Origin of the sequence: Achromobacter sp. 77, assembly GCF_020541125.1 — a bacterium.
GTDB lineage: Bacteria > Pseudomonadota > Gammaproteobacteria > Burkholderiales > Burkholderiaceae_B > Achromobacter > Achromobacter mucicolens.
Genome location: NZ_CP059848.1, coordinates 1,149,392 through 1,165,303, shown reverse-complemented (window position 1 = coordinate 1,165,303; position 15,912 = coordinate 1,149,392). Strand labels below are relative to the sequence as shown.

General features: G+C 65.3%; 15 protein-coding genes and 2 tRNA genes. 2 read left to right on the top strand and 15 right to left on the bottom strand.

Annotated features, from left to right (window positions below; all coding sequences use genetic code 11):
- Nucleotides 1-169 precede the first annotated feature (169 nt).
- The 13 genes from H4P35_RS05265 to H4P35_RS05205 form a co-directional block, all read right to left on the bottom strand.
- A complete protein-coding gene (locus H4P35_RS05265) occupies nt 170-1,429 on the bottom strand; it encodes a hypothetical protein (RefSeq protein ID WP_226848351.1) in 1,260 nt (419 codons plus the stop codon).
- A 31-nt stretch (nt 1,430-1,460) separates the two neighbouring features.
- Nucleotides 1,461-2,948 carry a DUF6844 domain-containing protein gene (locus H4P35_RS05260; protein WP_175156786.1) on the bottom strand — a complete coding sequence of 496 codons (1,488 nt, stop codon included), beginning with the start codon at nt 2,946-2,948 and terminating at the stop codon, nt 1,461-1,463.
- An 11-nt stretch (nt 2,949-2,959) separates the two neighbouring features.
- A complete protein-coding gene (locus H4P35_RS05255; RefSeq protein ID WP_056321546.1) occupies nt 2,960-3,580 on the bottom strand; it encodes a penicillin-binding protein activator LpoB in 621 nt (206 codons plus the stop codon).
- A gap of 13 nt (nt 3,581-3,593) precedes the next feature.
- On the bottom strand, nt 3,594-4,037 hold the full coding sequence (locus H4P35_RS05250; RefSeq protein WP_180098972.1) for a hypothetical protein: 444 nt from the start codon (nt 4,035-4,037) through the stop codon (nt 3,594-3,596).
- A 1-nt stretch (nt 4,038) separates the two neighbouring features.
- Nucleotides 4,039-5,529, bottom strand: coding sequence for a hypothetical protein (locus H4P35_RS05245; protein ID WP_226848350.1), 1,491 nt, complete (start codon nt 5,527-5,529; stop codon nt 4,039-4,041).
- 404 nt (nt 5,530-5,933) lie between these two features.
- Nucleotides 5,934-6,018, bottom strand: a tRNA-Leu gene (locus H4P35_RS05240).
- Nucleotides 6,019-6,158: 140 nt separating this feature from the next.
- Complete coding sequence (locus H4P35_RS05235; RefSeq protein WP_180098969.1) at nt 6,159-7,148, bottom strand: tripartite tricarboxylate transporter substrate binding protein; 990 nt, start codon at nt 7,146-7,148, stop codon at nt 6,159-6,161.
- A gap of 84 nt (nt 7,149-7,232) precedes the next feature.
- Entirely contained in the window at nt 7,233-8,426 is a 1,194-nt protein-coding gene (locus H4P35_RS05230; RefSeq protein WP_226848349.1) for an alpha-hydroxy acid oxidase, read from the bottom strand.
- Entirely contained in the window at nt 8,423-9,808 is a 1,386-nt protein-coding gene (locus H4P35_RS05225; RefSeq protein WP_226848348.1) for a VOC family protein, read from the bottom strand. The genes H4P35_RS05230 and H4P35_RS05225 overlap by 4 nt, the downstream gene beginning before the upstream one ends.
- Nucleotides 9,809-9,890: 82 nt before the next feature.
- Entirely contained in the window at nt 9,891-10,832 is a 942-nt protein-coding gene (locus tag H4P35_RS05220; protein ID WP_226848347.1) for a LysR substrate-binding domain-containing protein, read from the bottom strand.
- 77 nt (nt 10,833-10,909) lie between these two features.
- Entirely contained in the window at nt 10,910-11,392 is a 483-nt protein-coding gene (gene secG / locus H4P35_RS05215) for a preprotein translocase subunit SecG (RefSeq protein ID WP_062840449.1), read from the bottom strand.
- 21 nt (nt 11,393-11,413) lie between these two features.
- Nucleotides 11,414-12,160, bottom strand: a complete 747-nt coding sequence (gene tpiA / locus H4P35_RS05210; protein ID WP_056321524.1) for a triose-phosphate isomerase — start codon at nt 12,158-12,160, stop codon at nt 11,414-11,416.
- 152 nt (nt 12,161-12,312) lie between these two features.
- On the bottom strand, nt 12,313-13,290 hold the full coding sequence (locus H4P35_RS05205) for an NAD(P)H-quinone oxidoreductase (protein ID WP_062840447.1): 978 nt from the start codon (nt 13,288-13,290) through the stop codon (nt 12,313-12,315).
- 124 nt (nt 13,291-13,414) lie between these two features.
- On the opposite strand from H4P35_RS05205, the gene H4P35_RS05200 reads away from it, so the two are divergent.
- Both H4P35_RS05200 and H4P35_RS05195 read left to right on the top strand, forming a co-directional pair.
- Nucleotides 13,415-13,502: transfer RNA gene (locus H4P35_RS05200), tRNA-Ser, on the top strand.
- A 63-nt stretch (nt 13,503-13,565) separates the two neighbouring features.
- Entirely contained in the window at nt 13,566-14,003 is a 438-nt protein-coding gene (locus H4P35_RS05195) for a universal stress protein (RefSeq protein ID WP_062840446.1), read from the top strand.
- Between the two features lies 1 nt (nt 14,004).
- Here H4P35_RS05195 and H4P35_RS05190 read toward each other — a convergent pair whose 3' ends face one another.
- Together H4P35_RS05190 and H4P35_RS05185 are read right to left on the bottom strand one after the other, a co-directional pair.
- Nucleotides 14,005-14,922 carry a hydroxymethylglutaryl-CoA lyase gene (locus H4P35_RS05190; protein ID WP_226848346.1) on the bottom strand — a complete coding sequence of 306 codons (918 nt, stop codon included), beginning with the start codon at nt 14,920-14,922 and terminating at the stop codon, nt 14,005-14,007.
- 16 nt (nt 14,923-14,938) lie between these two features.
- Nucleotides 14,939-15,898, bottom strand: coding sequence for a tripartite tricarboxylate transporter substrate binding protein (locus H4P35_RS05185; RefSeq protein WP_180098962.1), 960 nt, complete (start codon nt 15,896-15,898; stop codon nt 14,939-14,941).
- Between the last annotated feature and the right edge of the window lie 14 nt (nt 15,899-15,912).

Sequence of the window (15,912 nt, the reverse complement as noted above, 5' to 3'; positions counted from 1 at the left end):
GCATCTGCCCGCGCACAAGCGCGCGTTTGGCACGGCCGACCCGCGGATTTCGCCGGAATGGGCCCGGTTTCCTAGACGATCCCGGGCGGCGGCCGATTGTTTCCCAACATGGAAATCTGTTTTCCAGGCCAATCCGGAAACATTTTCCGGATTGGCTGGCCGATACGCCTCAATTATTGAGAAACACGTTCGCGCGATCCGGGGCCTGGGATTTCTCGGCAGCGGCCGATGCGCGCTTCGGGGCGGGCCTGGCGGCCGCCGGCGCCTGGACCTTCTTGTCGGTCTTGCGCACGATGTAACTGCCGCCTTCGCTCAGGGTGCCCGACGCCATCTTCAGGAAAGAGAACTTGGGCTTGACCTCCGTGACGCGCCCCAGCCCGACTTCGGATTCCATCGCACCCAGGGATTCTCCGCTCTGCGGATCGCGCAGCTCTTCGCCCACCAGGAAGACCGCGTAGGTGTCGCCCGCTGCGATGCCGCCTTCTCCGCGATTGATGATGGCCGTATCGCCCATCACCTTGATGACCTGCATCGGATAGATCGCATCCACCATGCGGGCAACCAGCTTGTCGGCAGCGCCGCCGATCAGCTTGTTCAGGGTATCGGCGCCCACACTGGTGGCGCCCGCATAGTTGCCGCCGAACTTCTGCGACCCCGACCATTTGATCTTGCGGGAAGAGAACTCGATCACTTGCAATTGCAGCGTGCCGCTGGCGCTGCTGTTGACCAGGACTTCGCCCGTCATGGCAATGGTTTCGCGCTGGTTGTTGCTGACGCCAAGACTCTGCAACTGGGCCACCACCAGATAATCGGCGCCACTGGCCTGCGACAGGCGGGCGACCTCGGGATTAGCCGCCGCGTCGCCCAGGATGAACTCCTTCTCATCCTGGAAGAGCCTGTCGTTTTCCCGATTCAGCACATCGAAGCGCCGCGTGCCCACCAGCGATTCGCCGACGGTCTGGATCAACTGAGGACGAAACTGCCTGCTGTTGCTGACCACGACCACGCTACGGCGGTTGCTGTCCGCGCCCAGGCGTTCGTACTTGGCGTAGCGCAGCGTGACGGTGGCTTCCCAGCCGCGGCCCGGAAACTCAGCCACGTTGTTGACGTCGTAACCGAGTATCGGCGCATTTTGCGGCGTATTGAGCGTCTGGCGAATGTTCTTGTTCATGGCGCTGACGACCGTGGAATGATCCTGATTGTCCACGGACGCATCGACAGACACGTTCTGCGTCACGAACTGCGCCGACAAGCGCACGCCAAACGCCTGCCCGGCCGCGCTGACCAGCGCGGCCTGAATGGCCTCTTCGCGGCTCATGCCCTGGCCATCGGCCGTCACGGTAGCCTCCGTGACTTGCGCCTGGGCGCTCGGCATCAGGCCAAGACAAATCGCCAACGAAACCAGCAGGGTCGAAAGAATGGCTTTCATGCAGTGATCCTGTAGGGGCGGTCAACCGCCGTTAAAAGTCATGCTTGCTGTTGATGGACTTCGACGAGCGGTTCTGGTCGGTCGCCGTGGCGGCCGCGCCGTTCGGCTGCGCGCCGTTGCCGCGCCCGCGCATCTGCGCGTCGACGGCGTTGGCGTTCTCCAGTTGTCCGTAGGTCCAACCCACCACGGTTCCCACGTGTTCGACGCCGTTGGCGTCCTGCGTCGACCAGCGCTTGACGATGCTGGTGCCGCGCAACTCGCCGCTTGCCGAGGCCGTGCCGGTGCGCGACCGCTTCTGGATCGTTTCGGCGATCTGTTCCTTGATCTGCTGGCTCTGGCCAACCTTGCCGTTCTCGATCTCGGTCACCTGGCGGGCCAGGTCTTCGTTGACGTCGCCCGTCTCCGTGTTCTCGGAGATCCGGATGTTGTTGTTCATGAAGGCAACGATGTTCGCCTCGGCCATCGCCTGCGCGATACCCTGGGCCGTCTGCTTGGCGCGAATCGCGCGCGACGCGCTCCAGCTCGGGTCCATCGGCACCGATGCGCGGCCATAGGACAGCAGCATCGGACGACCGGCCTCGTCGTAGGTAAATCGCAGGCCGACCTCGTTCAGATAGCCCTTTTCATTGGCGGGCAGCAGATCCTTAAGCACCTTGGGGTCGCCCTTGACCAGCGTCGGCCGCTTGCGCGCGATGTCCTGCGCAAATTGCCGGGTCTTTTCGGACTGCACCGCAATCACCGCCACCAGCATGGCCTTCTTGCCATTTGCCGTCTGCGAGAAGATGCGCGTCTGCACCGGCACGAGGCCTTGCATGTTCTGGTATGCCGACTTGGTGACGCTCTTGCTCAAGTTGTCCTTGAACAGCGTTTTTTTCTGTTCCACGGTCATCTTCTTGACGTCCTCCGCCGGGACGCCTTCCTCGACCAATGCGTTATCGAGTTTCTTGTCGAGCAGCGTCAGCGCCTTGTCGATCAAGGCTTCCAAGCGTCCGCCACCGGCTTTCAGCGCGGCTTCAAGCTCCACCGGATCGAAGACGTCCTTGTTGCTGGACTGGTCCTCAAAACGCGTCAGGATCGTCTGGGTGGTCAGGCGGCCATAGGTCGACAGGATGTAATCGGCCTGCATGTCGAACACGGCGCGCTCGTAGGCCAGGGCCAACTGCGTGCCGTAATGCGGATTGGCCGCACTGTCGACCGACAGCGGCGCAAAGCCGGCGTAGAAGACTCGCCCATCCTGGGCCTTGCCCATCGCCTGGCCGAACTGCTCTTCGAATTCGGCCACCCAGTCTTCGTAGCTCTGGACGGGCTCATCGCCCATGGCATTGGCGCCGGTGGCCTTGTCAAGCAACGCCTCCGGCGCCTGGCCGGGAACGGGGGTCACGGCGTGCGCGCCCGCTGCGGGTTGTGCTGCGGGCTGTGCTGCGGGTTGGGCCGGGGTTTGCGCCCGCGCGGTTTGCATCGGCGTGCCGGCTGCGGCAAGCAGGGACAACGCCAGGACGATCGGGGTGAATTTGAACATGACGCGGCCTCTTACCAAGCGAAATTCTGATTCGGCCCCAGCTTCTCGATGGGGATCAGGGATTGGAAAATTTCCAGGCCGGTATCACGCTCAACCACGCGGAAATCAAATTCGTACTCCAGCTGCTGCTGCTTCTGCGCGCCGTCGACAACCGTACGCTGACGGATCGCGCCCCCCATTTCCAGGTCGGACGCGACCACGGTGCCATTACGGGCGACCGTCTTCTGGTTGAACATCTTGGACTTGCTGAGTTGACGCGAGTCCTTCACGAAGTCCGTGCGTTCGGCGCCCGTCGCGCCGGTAAAGATGAATTGGCCGGTCTTCGTCAGCGCGATCTTCATGCGCGAGGTCATGCTGGCGGTGTCGATGCGGAACGTCGTGTCGTTGACCACTTCGCCCATCTGCACGACCCAGCGGCCGCCGCCCGGCTTCTTGGCGTAGGGAGATTCCAGGAACTCCTGCACGGCCTTCTTCGACGCGTACTCAAAATCCGTGTTCTGCAGACCGAAGGACACCATGCCTGGCTGGCCGGTGCGGCTGAGATCGCCATTCGGGTTGCTGGAAACCACTGCCATGTTCTGGCAGCCCGCCAGCGACAGCGCCAGGAGGGCGATGAGAGATGCTTTTTTCATGGATGTTTGATGCTCAGTTTTCAACGTATATGCGCACGATGGCGCGCGTGGCCAGGGGATCCATGGCCGTGGACTGGATGATTTCCTGACGCCGGGGGTCCAACGCCAGGCCATCGACGACCTGGGCGCCGTTGACGACGCGGCGTCCGCAATCGTCAAACCACTGGACCGCGTATCGGACGCGCAGAATCACGCCGAAGGGCTGGGGGTCGCGCGCGTTGCGGACAGAGAACTGCACCGCCTTCATGCCGTTGCGCAGGTCTATCAACGCCGCGCCCTCCACCGCTGCCCCTTGCGGGCTGGCCTCATCCACGACCTGAAGGGCCGTTTCGGGGGCCAGTGTCATGTCGCAGGTGATGACCCGGGGCGCCGCGAGCGGCACGCGTGTTTCCCCCTGCACCCCGCCAGCAATCCCCGCCAACAGGACGATGGCCAATCCTTGAACAAGCGGCCGCATGTCAGAGACCACCGGCAACTTTGACCGGCGCGGCAGCTTGGGTGACCGGCGCCTGGGCCGGCAGCGGCTGCACGTACACAGCCGGCTTGCCCGCCGTGCCGGACGCTTTCACCAGCACCAGCGTATTGACGTCTTCCTGCAGCGGGATCTGTGCAAGGGATTCGCCCTGGGCGGCGGCCAGCGTCAGCAGACCGTCTTTCGGGCGGTCGACCACCACCATTTGCAGCGTGTCAGGCAGATTGGCCCAGGCGCGAACGTCCGCCTTGGTCAGGGCGTATTGCACGGCGCCGGTTCCCAGCTTCAGCAGCCCGGCCACCAGCGGATCCGCCTTCTGCTTGTCGATCTGGTTGTTCACAGCGGCCTGGGCGGTGGTCTTCAAAACTGTGGAAATCACGGCTTTGGCCACCACGCCCTTGTAGCCGGCATCGAACTCCAGCCCGGCCACTTCGTTCAGGTCGGTCAGGACGGCGGTTTCCTGCTGCGTCTTGCCCGAACCCACCTTCAGGCTGCCGTAGGCGGCCTGTCCGCGGACAAACTGGGGCAGCGCGATGCCGCTATAGGTGACCTTGTCGCTGACGATGAACAGGGGCAGGTCAATGCGAAACTCCTTGAACCCGGGTCCGACGCCGTCTTCGTACAGCACGATGACCTTGTTCTTCAACACGCCTTTGCCCTGCTGCAGCTCCCGACTCAGGTAGGCAAGAACCGCATTGCCGCCGCGCGTGGCGCTGGCGGCGTTGGCGCTTTTCAACATGTCCCGGGACACGTTCGAGCGTTTGTCGGACGTGGACGAGGACGTCGCACGGAAGACGGCGCTCATTGCGTCACCCGCCGACAGGCGGATCTTCGACGACTTCAATCCACTAGGCAGATCTTTCACGCCGTCGGCGATCTTCGGGCCCACCTCGCCCAGGCTTTTCTTGGCGCCTTCGCTCTTCTCGTCGGCCAGACCGGTCTTCACCGACGCGTTGACGGTATCGGAATAGGCCTTGAGCTGGGTCTGCGCGTTGCCCTGCCGGACCTGCAAGCGGTTGAAGTCCACCCGGGCATTGCTCTCGTCGCCCAGCATCAGATGGTTGATTGCCTGGTAGTAGTCGACGAGCGAGCCTTGGTAGATCTTGCCCTGATAGGCGCCGAACGCGCTGCTGGTCAGGGTCGTGCCGATCAGGTTGGCGACTTCGGCCGGCGTTTCGACCGTGTCTTCCTTCCAGTTGAGCTGGGTGGCCGCGGCGTTGAAGGCGTCGCGGCTCAGCGCCCACATGCCGGCGTCGTTGAACGCCTTGCCCGCTTCCAGCGCGTCCAGCAGGCTGGCCGGGTCATACGTCGGTTGGCCCTTCGCGTCCAGGTAGCGCGCGGCATACGCCTGGTAATCCGACGCGGCGAGATGGATGGAAGCGTCTTTCTCGCTTACGGTCCGCGTCCCCGCGCAACCTGACAGCACGGCAACAGCCGCAACCAGCAGCCCCTTTCCCACCCACCCCATGCGGCGCATCCTGCTCTCCTTGTAGTTAATTCAAATACTTGGTTACATAGATCGGGTGCGATGGTAACACATGGTTATTTTTCAGCACATTTCAAGCGTAGTTTGTATCCCGCTTGTGACAGGTCGGGGGCCTTCAGCGCGCACGCTCAGGGCGTGAGCGGTTTGCGGAGATCGGGAAACGGACGGGGAGTCACGAGGGAATCGCCCATCAGGACGAGCAGGCGGATAGCGGATCGAAGGGGATGTCGCCGGGGAGATCGGCGAAGATGACGACGGGGATGCAACCGAGCCAGGCGGAGCCCGGCCGATGGGGTGCCGAGCCCGACGGAGCTTGATGCCGAGCCCGGCGCCATCTGAACAACAAAAAACCCGCATCCTCAAAGAGAGATGCGGGTTCATTGCGAGGAATTTCTTGGTGCCGACGGCGAGACTCGAACTCGCACAGCTTTCGCCACTACCCCCTCAAGATAGCGTGTCTACCAATTTCACCACGTCGGCTTGACCACTCCAACAAGGCGAACCTTGCTGGAAAGTCGAGCATTCTATCACGTAATTTTGAAAGCGGGAAAGCTGTCCCGCTTTATCCGTGAAGCGGCTGACGCGAGGGTCATCGCTGCCCTCGCCCCCTGCCCCGCCGATCAGTTGATCTGCAGATTCGTCGCCTTGACCACGTCGCCCCACTTGCGGGTTTCGCTTTCCATGAATGCCTTGAACGCCTGCGGGGTGTTGGGCGGCGGGGGAAGCAAAAAGCCGTTGGTCTGGTAGCTGGCGGCCAGCGCCGAATCGGAGGTCAGGGCCTTGTTGATGGCAGCGTTGACCTTCTGCACGATCTCCGGCGGGGTGCCGGCGGGCGCGAAGAGGCCAAACCAGGCCGCCACGTCAAAGCCCGGCACACCGGACTCGGCGATGGTCGGGATCTCGGGCGCGAACGGCACGCGGCTGCCGGTGGTGACGGCCAGGCCCGTCAGTTTGCCGGCGCGCACGTGCGGCAGGAGCGGCGGCAGGTTGTCGAAGATGGAGTCCACCTGGCCGCCCAGCAGGTCGGCCACGGCCGGACCGCTGCCGCGGTACGGAACGTGCAGGATGTCGATGCCGGTCTTCATCTTGAAGAGCTCGCAGCCCAGGTGGGCGGACGAACCGTTGCCGGGCGAGGCGCAGGTCAGCTTGCCGGGATTCTTCTTGGCGTACTCGATGTATTCCTGCACGGTCTTGACCGGCACGTTCGCGTTGACCGCGAGGATGTTGGGCACCACGTTCAGCAGCGCGACCGCGTCCAGGTCCTTGAGCGCGTCATAGGACATCTTGGAATACAGCGACTGGTTGATCGCCGTGGAGATAGACCCCACGAAGAACGTGTAGCCGTCCGGCTGCGCGCGGGCGACGGTCTCGGCGCCGATGTTGCTGTTGGCGCCCGGCTTGTTCTCGACCACGAAGGTCTGGCCGAATTCCTTGCCCAGCACGTCCGCGATCATGCGGGCGCTGATGTCGGTCGTGCCGCCGGGCGCGTAGCCCACGACCAACCGCACGGGCTTGGTGGGATATCCGTTTGCCTGGGCCTGGACGGGGCCGCCCACGACGCACGCGAGCGCCGCGGCAACGCCTGCCAGCTTGGAATAGATTTTTTTCATGTTTCCTCCTGTTGAAAGCGGTGGGGCGCGACGTTACGCCGCGCCATTTCTTGTTGTTGTCCGGGCCGTGCGGCCCGGTGGGAATCAGACGGCCGGCCGAGGGTTCCAGGGTCCGGCCGGTTGCACCGGCGCGATCAGGTCCGGGGTGACGTCGGCGAGCGTGGCGCAGCCCAGCAGCGCCATGTTCGTGGAGATCTCACTGTGAAAGATCCGCGCCACCTTGCGGATGCCGGCGGCGCCCGCCACCGCCGCGCCAAAGAGCTGCGGGCGGCCGGTGAATACCATTCGCGCGCCCAGGGCCACGGCCTTGAGCACGTCGGCGCCGCGCCGGAAGCCCCCGTCGACCATCACGGGAAAGCCTTCGGGCACCGCGGCCACCACATCGTGCAATGCCTGCAGCGGCGAAATGCAGCCGTCGAGCTGGCGGCCGCCGTGGTTCGACACGATCACGCCGTCCGCGCCCGCCGCATGCGCCATCCGCGCATCGTCGGGGTGCATGACGCCCTTGAGCACCAGCTTGCCCGGCCAGTTCTCGCGGATCCAGCGGATGTGTTCCCACGACAGCTTGTCGCGCTCGCCGCGAAAGCCGTTGGGCGGGTCCTGCGTGATGGGTGGGCCGATCTCTTCGTACAGATTCGAAAACCGGGGTACCCCGCTGCCCAGCAACGTGCGCATGAAGACGTTCAGCGTCCAGCCCGGATGCAGCATGCCGTCCAGCACGACGCGGCCGCTCATCTTGAACGGGACGGTGAAGGCCAGCCGTTGCAGGTTCTCGCGGTTGGCGCCCACGCAGGTGTCGATGGTGACCACCAGCACGGGAATGCTGGCCGCGCGCAGCCGCGCCAGCAGCTTGCCGATACGATCGATGTTGCCCGGCAGGTAGGCCTGGTACCAGCAGCGGTTGCCGGTCGCCGCCTGCAGGCGTTCGAGAGGCACGCTGGAGGCGCCGCTGATGATGAACGGAATCCGTGCCTCCTGGGCCTCGCGCGCCAGCGCCAGATCGCATTCGTGCATGACGATGGCCGAGAAGCCGGTCGGCGCGAAGCCCACCGGCATGGCGTAATCCTGGCCAAACAGGCTGACCTGGCTGCTGCGCTGGTCCACCACGCGCAGCCCGCGCGGCCGAAAGCCGATGTCGCGCGGGGCGCGTACGCTCTCGGCCAGCGACGCGCCGTCTTCCGTGCCGCCGCAGATGTAGCCTTCGACGCAGCGCGGCATGATGCGCCGCGCCTCGCGTTCGAAGTCACCCACCGACAGGCAGCGGTCCAGCCGGCTCATGCGTCCACGGGCGCGGCGAGCGCCTGCAGGCAGGCCTCGAGCGAGCGCGCCTGCGTGTCGTCGTAAAGCGCCAGCTCATCCAGCACGCGGGCGCCCAGCGCGGCTTCAAATGCCGTCTGGCTGGCATTCTGCGCGTACTCGGCCTGCGCCTTGTCGCCCAGGTTCGACTGGAAGATGCCGGCCGCGCTGACCGGCAGGAAGTCTTCATACACCAGCGGTTCGTATTGGATGAACCCCGCGTCGATCAAGGCGGACAGCTCGGACGTCTCCGGCGTGCCGGCCTTGCCCGTCAGGAAGTAGCGGAAGTACGCCAGCCCCTGGTCATGCAACGCCGCGTAATTGTCGGGAAATGCCGCAAAGCAATCCTGCAGGTTCTGCATGTAGGCGGCTGCGTTGCCTTCGTTGGGCGCGCCGCTGATGCGGCTGCGGGCCAGATCCAGCAGCTGGTCGTACAGCGCACGGCCCTTGCGAGTCAACGCCACGCCACGCTGCTCGATCTCGCCAAAGCGGGCCGTGTGGCTGCCCACCGCACTGGTGCCCTCGGCGCCCGCAAAACGCACGGGCTCTTCCAGCGCCTTGAAGCTGGTCTGACGCAGCAGGATCGGGCACCTGCGCGGCGGCGGGCCTTCGATGACGGCCTTGGCCGACACGCCGCGCCGCGGCATCTCGGCCTGCGCTTCGTCGATGTCCAGCGTGCGCGGCGTCAGGTGGTTGATGTGGGGCCCCTTGAACGCCACCACGTCGGCGATCAGGCGATGCTGGCCGTGCAGCTCGCGGTAGTCGTCCAGGCTGACCGTGGACTCGCTGTGCCAGCGGAACGTATGCAGCGCCTCGGCGACAAATTCGCGGGCGTCGGCCTCGGTGAGGCCGCCTTCCGCCTCAAAGCGGGCGGTCAGCGCCAGCGCGCCGTCCGTGAAGATCTGGCGCGCCGCCAGGATGCGGGCGGCCTTCTCACGCAGCGCCACGTCATCGATCAGTTCCAGGCGCAGCAGCGACGTGAAAACGCGGAACGGGCTGGCCTGCAGCGCCGCCTCGTGCGTGGCGCGAAAGGCCGTCGAATGCACGGGCACGCCCGCAGGCGACAGATCGTAGTAGCCGACCGGCTGCATGCCCATCACGGCAAACACGCGGCGCATGTTCGCCAGTTCGTCGGGCGTACCGACGCGGATCGCGCCGTGGCGTTCGATGTCCAGGCGTTCGATCTCGCCGGTGCGCGCCAGTTGCGCGGCCAGTTCCGGCTGCTCGGACATCGTCCGCGCATTGACCTGCGCTACAAGGTCCAGCAGGGTGTCGTACAGCGGGACTTCCTGCTTGTACATGTCGGACATGGCGCGCGAAAACCAGGCGCGGATCTGATCGGGATTGACGAAGTTCTGACTCATGGCGGGCTCGGCACATCGGTAAACAAGGATGGCCCGCATGAGATCACGCCCGCCGGGGCTCGATCAAATGAAAAAAATCGGCTTAATCAGTCCGTTTTTTCATGGACTGCCCGCGCGTGCCGCCCCGCGCCTCCTGCTGGCGCGCCTCGTCGCGCACCCACCCGACGAACTGCTTGATCTTGGGCACCTCGGCGGAGTGTTCGGAATACGCCACAAAGTACGCGCCGTCACTGGGCTGCACATAGCCCCATGGGATGACCAGCTTGCCGGCTTGCAGCTCTTCCTCGGCCAGCAGACGCGGCGTGAGCGCGATGCCGCAGCCGCCCTCGGCCGCTCGCACGCACATGTAGAAGGTGTCGAACCGCGGACCGTGATAGCTGCTGTCCGACTGATACTGCTGATGCGAGAAGTAGTCGTGCCACGCCTCGGGACGCGACGCGCACTGGATCAACGTCTGTTGGCTCAGTTCGTCCAGGCTGGCAATCCGGCCGCCGCGCAGGAAACCGGGCGCGCACACCGGCACGACGTCGGCCTCGAAGAGTTCCAGGCATTGCGCGCCGGGCAACGTGCCATGGCCAAAGAAGAACGAGATGTCGATCTTGGCCTGCATCAGGTCGAACGGGCGGGTTTCGCTGCGCACCTTGACCTGGATGTCCGGGTGCGCGGCCATGAAGCGCTGCAGCCGCGGGATGAGCCAGCGCGAGCCGAAGGTGGGCTGGGTGCCGATCGTCAGCACCTGCGTTTCACTCCCGTAGGTCAGGATGTACCGCGAGGACATGTCCACCTGGTTCAGGATGGTCCTGACCTCGGATTGGTACAGCGCGCCGGCAGGCGTCAGTTGCAGCCGGCGGCGCACGCGCAGGAACAGCGGATTGCGCAGCAACGCCTCAAGCTGCGCAATCTGTTTGCTGATCGCGCTTTGCGTCATGTGCAGCTCTTCGGCGGCACGCGTGACGCTCATGTGCCGCGCCACCGCCTCGAAACACTGGAGCGCCATCATCGACGGCATCAATCGCTTTTCCATGGTTTCCCCACGCGGATCGCTTCAATATCGCAAGCATAAAAAAAGCCGGCTTGCGCCGGCCTTTCTGCTGCAGTCCCTTACTTTGCCGGAGCGGCGGGGGCTTGCGCCGGCTTTTCAGCGGCAGGCGCAGCCGGCGTGGCCGGGGCCGCGGGCACGGAGGCGTCGGGCGTGGCGGGAGCCGGGGTGGCAGGCACCGACGACGCGCCCGGCACGGACGATGCGCCCGGCGTGGCGGGCACCGAGGCGCCCGGGGCCTGCGGAACCGAACGGTCGGCCGGGAAGCTTTGCATCACGCCGGAATCCACGGCGGGACCGCTGGTGCCCTTGTGGCTGAAGTAAGCCAGGCCAGCGGTGGAGGCAAAGAACACGACTGCGGACCACTTGGTGGCGCGCGACAGGAAGTTCGCCGCGCCGGTGGCGCCGAACAGGCTGCCCGACGAGCCGCTACCGAAAGCGGAGCCCATGTCGGCGCCTTTGCCCTGCTGAAGCAGGACCAGGACGATGATAGCCAGCGCCGAGATCACTTGGACGGCCAGCAGAATTTTGAGCATCAGGGGCATTACAGACTCCGGAACGGAAACTTAGATGGCGGCAATTCGCAAAAACTCTTCGGCCACGAGCGACGCGCCGCCGACCAGGGCTCCGTCGATATCAGTCATGGCGAACAAACTGGAGGCGTTGGCGGCCTTGACGCTGCCGCCGTACAACACCTGAACCTGCGCAGCGCCGAGCGCGCGCAGGGCGGCGCGGATGGCGCCATGGACTTCCTGGGCCTGCTCCGGCGAGGCCGTGCGGCCGGTGCCGATGGCCCAGACGGGTTCGTAAGCGAGAACCATGCGCGAGACGGCGTCGGCGCCCAGCGCCAGCACGGGCTTGAGCTGCCGTTCGATCACGGCCAGCGTGTTGCCGGCTTCGCGGTCAGCCAGGGATTCGCCCACGCAGACCACGGGCGTCAGGCCGGCGGCCAACGCGGCTTGCGCCTTGGCGGCCACGATCTCGTCGGTTTCGCCGTGCAGGACGCGGCGCTCAGAATGGCCGGCCAGCGCCCAGCGGCAGCCGAACTCTTTCAGCATCGAACCGGAGACTTCACCCGTGTACGCGCCCTTGTCGTGCGCGCTGACGTCTTGCGCGCCCCAGGACACGCTGCTGCCGGTCAGGGCCGACGCGGCCTGCGCCAGGTAGGGAAACGGAACGCAGATGCCGATTTCGCAGTGGCCCGCCGCATCCGCGGCACGAAGCTCGGTCAGCAACGCGGCGTTCTCGGCGAGATTGCCGTGCATCTTCCAGTTGCCCAGCACAAGGCGGGCGCGATTTTCGACTGAAGTCATGGCGAATTTGTCTGACGATTGTGTCTGAGGTGGGAGGACCTGTTACAGGGGCTTTGTGCAGCAACCGCCCACGGGCCTGCCTGGAAAAAATTCCAGGCGAAACCCGAGATTGTATCCTGTTGCGCGGCGATACGCCGAACGCCGCGCGTTTCTTACATGGTCAGGATGATTTTGCCGATGTTTTCCCCGCCTTCCATCATGGCGTGCGCCTTGGATGCCTCGGCCAGCGGGAAGGTGGCATGGACGATGGGCTTGATGGCCCCTTTTTCCAACAACGGCCAGGCGTGCTCGCGCAGGGCACGCGCGATGGCGCCCTTGAAGGCCACCGGACGGGGACGCAAGGTCGAGCCGGTAATGGTCAGGCGGCGGCGCATGACCTGGGCGGTATCCACATTGGCGTGCGAGCCGCCCAACTGCGCAATGATGACGATGCGGCCGTCATCGGCCAGGCACTGCATGTCGCGGGCGATGTAGTCGCCTGCCACCATGTCCAGGATCACGTCCACGCCGCGTCCGCCGGTGGCGTCCAGCACTTCCTTCACGAAATCCTGCGTCTTGTAGTTGATGCCCTTGTCGGCGCCCAACGCCTCGACGGCGCGTGCGCGATCATCGCTGCCGACGGTCGCATACACCTTATGCCCCATCGCACGCGCCAGCTGGATGGCCGTGGTGCCGATGCCGCTGGCGCCGCCGTGAACCAGCAGCGCCTCGCCCTCGGACAGGCGCCCGCGGTCGAACACGTTGCTCCACACCGTGAAATACGTCTCGGGCAGGCCCGCGGCCTCGATGTCGGACAAGCCCTTGGGAATCGGCAGGCACTGCGCCACGGGCGCAACGCAGTATTCGGCATAGCCGCCGCCGGCCACCAGGGCGCAGACCTTGTCGCCCACGGCAAAACCGCTGCCAGCCACGTCGCCGCCGACGATCTCGCCGGCGACTTCCAGGCCCGGCAGATCGGACGCGCCACGCGGCGGGGCATAGTTGCCCTTGCGCTGGAACACGTCGGGGCGGTTGATGCCCGCAGCGGTCACTTTGATGAGAACTTCGCCGGCGCCGGCCTCGGGCGTGGGACGTTCCACGGGGACGAGAACCTCGGGGCCGCCGGGGCGGGTGATTTCAACAGCGTGCATCGCGTGCCTCCTTTGCAGCAAATGGATTATTATTGCGCCCTTTGCGGCATATCGTGGTTTTGATCGGGCAGAATGTTTGCCTGGCGGCCGCGATACCTGGGTGACCACCCAGGCAAGCCCCCCCGGAAGCGTGGCAGAGTGGTCGATTGCACCGGTCTTGAAAACCGGCAACGGGCAACCGTTCGTGAGTTCGAATCTCACCGCTTCCGCCAGAATCAACGGCAACTGTCCCCTTCGGGCGTACCATGGACGGGAGATTCCCCCTGGAGGTTGCCATGTACAAGCACATACTCATCCCCATCGACGGATCCAGCCTGGCCAATTCCGGTCTGGAGCAGGCGCTTGCGCTTGCCCGTGAGTTGGGCGCCAGCGTCACGGTCCTGACCGTGTACAGCCCTTTCCAGATGCCTTCCATGGAAACCGTGCAGCTCGAAGGCATGCGCGGCGTCTACGAAAACCAGGCGCGCGAACTGGCCAGTTCCTATTTGTCTGAAGCCGCCGGCAAGGCCAGCACCGCGGGGGTGGCCTGCGTTACGGAAATGCGCGAAAGCGAGTCGCCGTACCAGGTGATCGTGGACGTGGCCATGACGCGCAATTGCGACCTGATCGCCATGTCCTCGCACGGCCGCGGGGGCATGGCCGCGCTGCTGCTGGGCAGCCAGACTCAGAAGGTGCTGGCGCACAGCACGCTTCCGGTGCTGGTGTATCGCTGAGCTACGCGACCGCGTAGGTCTTGGGAATGCCGGCGGCGGCCACGCCGCTGCGCAGTCTTTCCTGCGGCAGTGAATCGGCCAGAAGCGGCCGGGCCGCCAGCAGGCGGGACAGGTCGACGCCGGTTCGAAAGCCCATGCTTTCCAGCATGAACACCAGATCTTCCGTGACGATGTTGCCCGACGCCCCCGGCGCGAACGGGCATCCCCCCAGGCCGCCCAGGCAGGAATCGAAGGCGCGGATGCCTTCGTCCAGCCCCGCCAGGGCGTTGGCCAGACCCAACCCCATCGTGTCGTGCAGATGCAGCTTGGTCAGCCGTGCTCCCACCGCGTCCTGCGCGGCCCGCACCGCATCGCGCACTCGCCCGGGGTGGGCATAGCCCACGGTATCGGCCAGGGCGATTTCATCGGCGCCGGCCCGCGCCACGGCTTGCGCGACGTCGGCCACGCGCCGCACCGGCACCTCTCCTTCCATCGAACAACCGAACGCCGTGGCAACGGCCGCGTCGATGCGCATGGGCCGCGCCTGTGCGCGAACCCAGTCGACGATGGCGGCCAGCATGTCGACCTGCGCGTCGGTGCCCTTGCCGACGTTGGCGCGGCTATGCGTGTCGCTGACCGACACCGGAAACGCCAGCACATGCGCGCCCGCCTCATACGCCGCGATCGCGCCCTTCAGGTTGCAGGCCAGCGCGCACACGGTCAGCCCATCGATCTTCAGGACCTCGGGCAGGATGTCGCCGGTGTCCGCCATCTGCGGCACGAGGCGCGGCGACACGAAGCTGCCCACCTCGATCTCGCGCAGGCCGGCGTCGGCCAACTGCCGGATCCAGCGCAGCTTGTCGGCGCCCGCCATCATGCCGTTGGCCATCTGCAACCCGTCGCGCGGCCCGACCTCGCAAAGCCTGACTTCCTGGTTCATATGCGTTCCCGTGATCCTATTGCTGAATGACGATGCCGGCGCTCTTGATGGTTTGCCGCGCCTTGCCGATGTCCGACTGGATCAGCGCCGCAAACTGCGCGCTGGACACCGGATCGGTCTCCAGTCCCTGTGCCGCCAGCGCGTCCTTCACGTCCTGCCGGGCAAGCAGCTTGTTGAAGTCGGTGTTCAAGCGAGTCACGATGGCGTCGGGCGTCTTGGCCGGGGCAAGCACGCCGTAGTAGGTCACCACGCTGAAATCCTTGTAGCCCAGCTCGGCCACGGTCGGCACGTCGGGCAAGGCGGGATTGCGCTTGGGCGAAGTCACCGCCAGCGCGCGCACCTTGCCGGACTTGATCAGCGTGGCCGCCGAGGAAATCGACGAACCCGCGAACTGCAAATGGCCGCCCATCAGGTCGGCCAATGCCGGCGCAGACCCCTTGTAGGGCACGTGCTGCATCTTGAAGCCGGCTTCGTGCTGCAGCATCTCCATGGCGATGTGCACGCCGCCGCCCGTGCCCGACGTGCCGTACGAGATCTTGTTGGGTTCCTTCCTGGCCGCCTCGATCACCTCGGGCAGCGTCTTGTAGGGCGATCCGTCGGCCACCAGCAGCACCATCGGCGTGGTGGCCACCAGCGCCACGGGCGTCAGGTCCTTGACGGGGTCGTAGGCCACTTTCATCAGCAGCGGAATCAGCGTGACGTTGTCGGACTGGCCGATCACCAGGTCATAGCCCTGCGCAGGCGACCGCGCGGCCTCCGCCAGGCCCAGCGCGGTGCCAGCACCAGGTTTGTTCTCGGGCACCACCGCCCAGCCGTTCAGCTCGTGCAGCTTGGTGCTCATCAGGCGGCCGATGTAGTCGGTGCCGCCGCCTGGGGTGGACGGGATGATGATGCGGATGGGCTTGCTGGGATAGTCCTGCGCGTTTGCAGCACATGCCACGGCCAATGCGGCCAGCGCAACGAGTTTGCGGATCATGGTTGTCTCCTCTT

What these genes read in the sequence shown, in the direction of transcription:
- H4P35_RS05265 (WP_226848351.1), bottom strand. Translation starts at nt 1,429, where the DNA reads ATGAAAGCCATTCTTTCGACCCTGCTGGTTTCGTTGGCGATTTGTCTT.
- H4P35_RS05260 (WP_175156786.1), bottom strand. Translation starts at nt 2,948, where the DNA reads ATGTTCAAATTCACCCCGATCGTCCTGGCGTTGTCCCTGCTTGCCGCA.
- H4P35_RS05255 (WP_056321546.1), bottom strand. Translation starts at nt 3,580, where the DNA reads ATGAAAAAAGCATCTCTCATCGCCCTCCTGGCGCTGTCGCTGGCGGGC.
- H4P35_RS05250 (WP_180098972.1), bottom strand. Translation starts at nt 4,037, where the DNA reads ATGCGGCCGCTTGTTCAAGGATTGGCCATCGTCCTGTTGGCGGGGATT.
- H4P35_RS05245 (WP_226848350.1), bottom strand. Translation starts at nt 5,529, where the DNA reads ATGCGCCGCATGGGGTGGGTGGGAAAGGGGCTGCTGGTTGCGGCTGTT.
- H4P35_RS05235 (WP_180098969.1), bottom strand. Translation starts at nt 7,148, where the DNA reads ATGAAAAAAATCTATTCCAAGCTGGCAGGCGTTGCCGCGGCGCTCGCG.
- H4P35_RS05230 (WP_226848349.1), bottom strand. Translation starts at nt 8,426, where the DNA reads ATGAGCCGGCTGGACCGCTGCCTGTCGGTGGGTGACTTCGAACGCGAG.
- H4P35_RS05225 (WP_226848348.1), bottom strand. Translation starts at nt 9,808, where the DNA reads ATGAGTCAGAACTTCGTCAATCCCGATCAGATCCGCGCCTGGTTTTCG.
- H4P35_RS05220 (WP_226848347.1), bottom strand. Translation starts at nt 10,832, where the DNA reads ATGGAAAAGCGATTGATGCCGTCGATGATGGCGCTCCAGTGTTTCGAG.
- secG (WP_062840449.1), bottom strand. Translation starts at nt 11,392, where the DNA reads ATGCCCCTGATGCTCAAAATTCTGCTGGCCGTCCAAGTGATCTCGGCG.
- tpiA (WP_056321524.1), bottom strand. Translation starts at nt 12,160, where the DNA reads ATGACTTCAGTCGAAAATCGCGCCCGCCTTGTGCTGGGCAACTGGAAG.
- H4P35_RS05205 (WP_062840447.1), bottom strand. Translation starts at nt 13,290, where the DNA reads ATGCACGCTGTTGAAATCACCCGCCCCGGCGGCCCCGAGGTTCTCGTC.
- H4P35_RS05195 (WP_062840446.1), top strand. Translation starts at nt 13,566, where the DNA reads ATGTACAAGCACATACTCATCCCCATCGACGGATCCAGCCTGGCCAAT.
- H4P35_RS05190 (WP_226848346.1), bottom strand. Translation starts at nt 14,922, where the DNA reads ATGAACCAGGAAGTCAGGCTTTGCGAGGTCGGGCCGCGCGACGGGTTG.
- H4P35_RS05185 (WP_180098962.1), bottom strand. Translation starts at nt 15,898, where the DNA reads ATGATCCGCAAACTCGTTGCGCTGGCCGCATTGGCCGTGGCATGTGCT.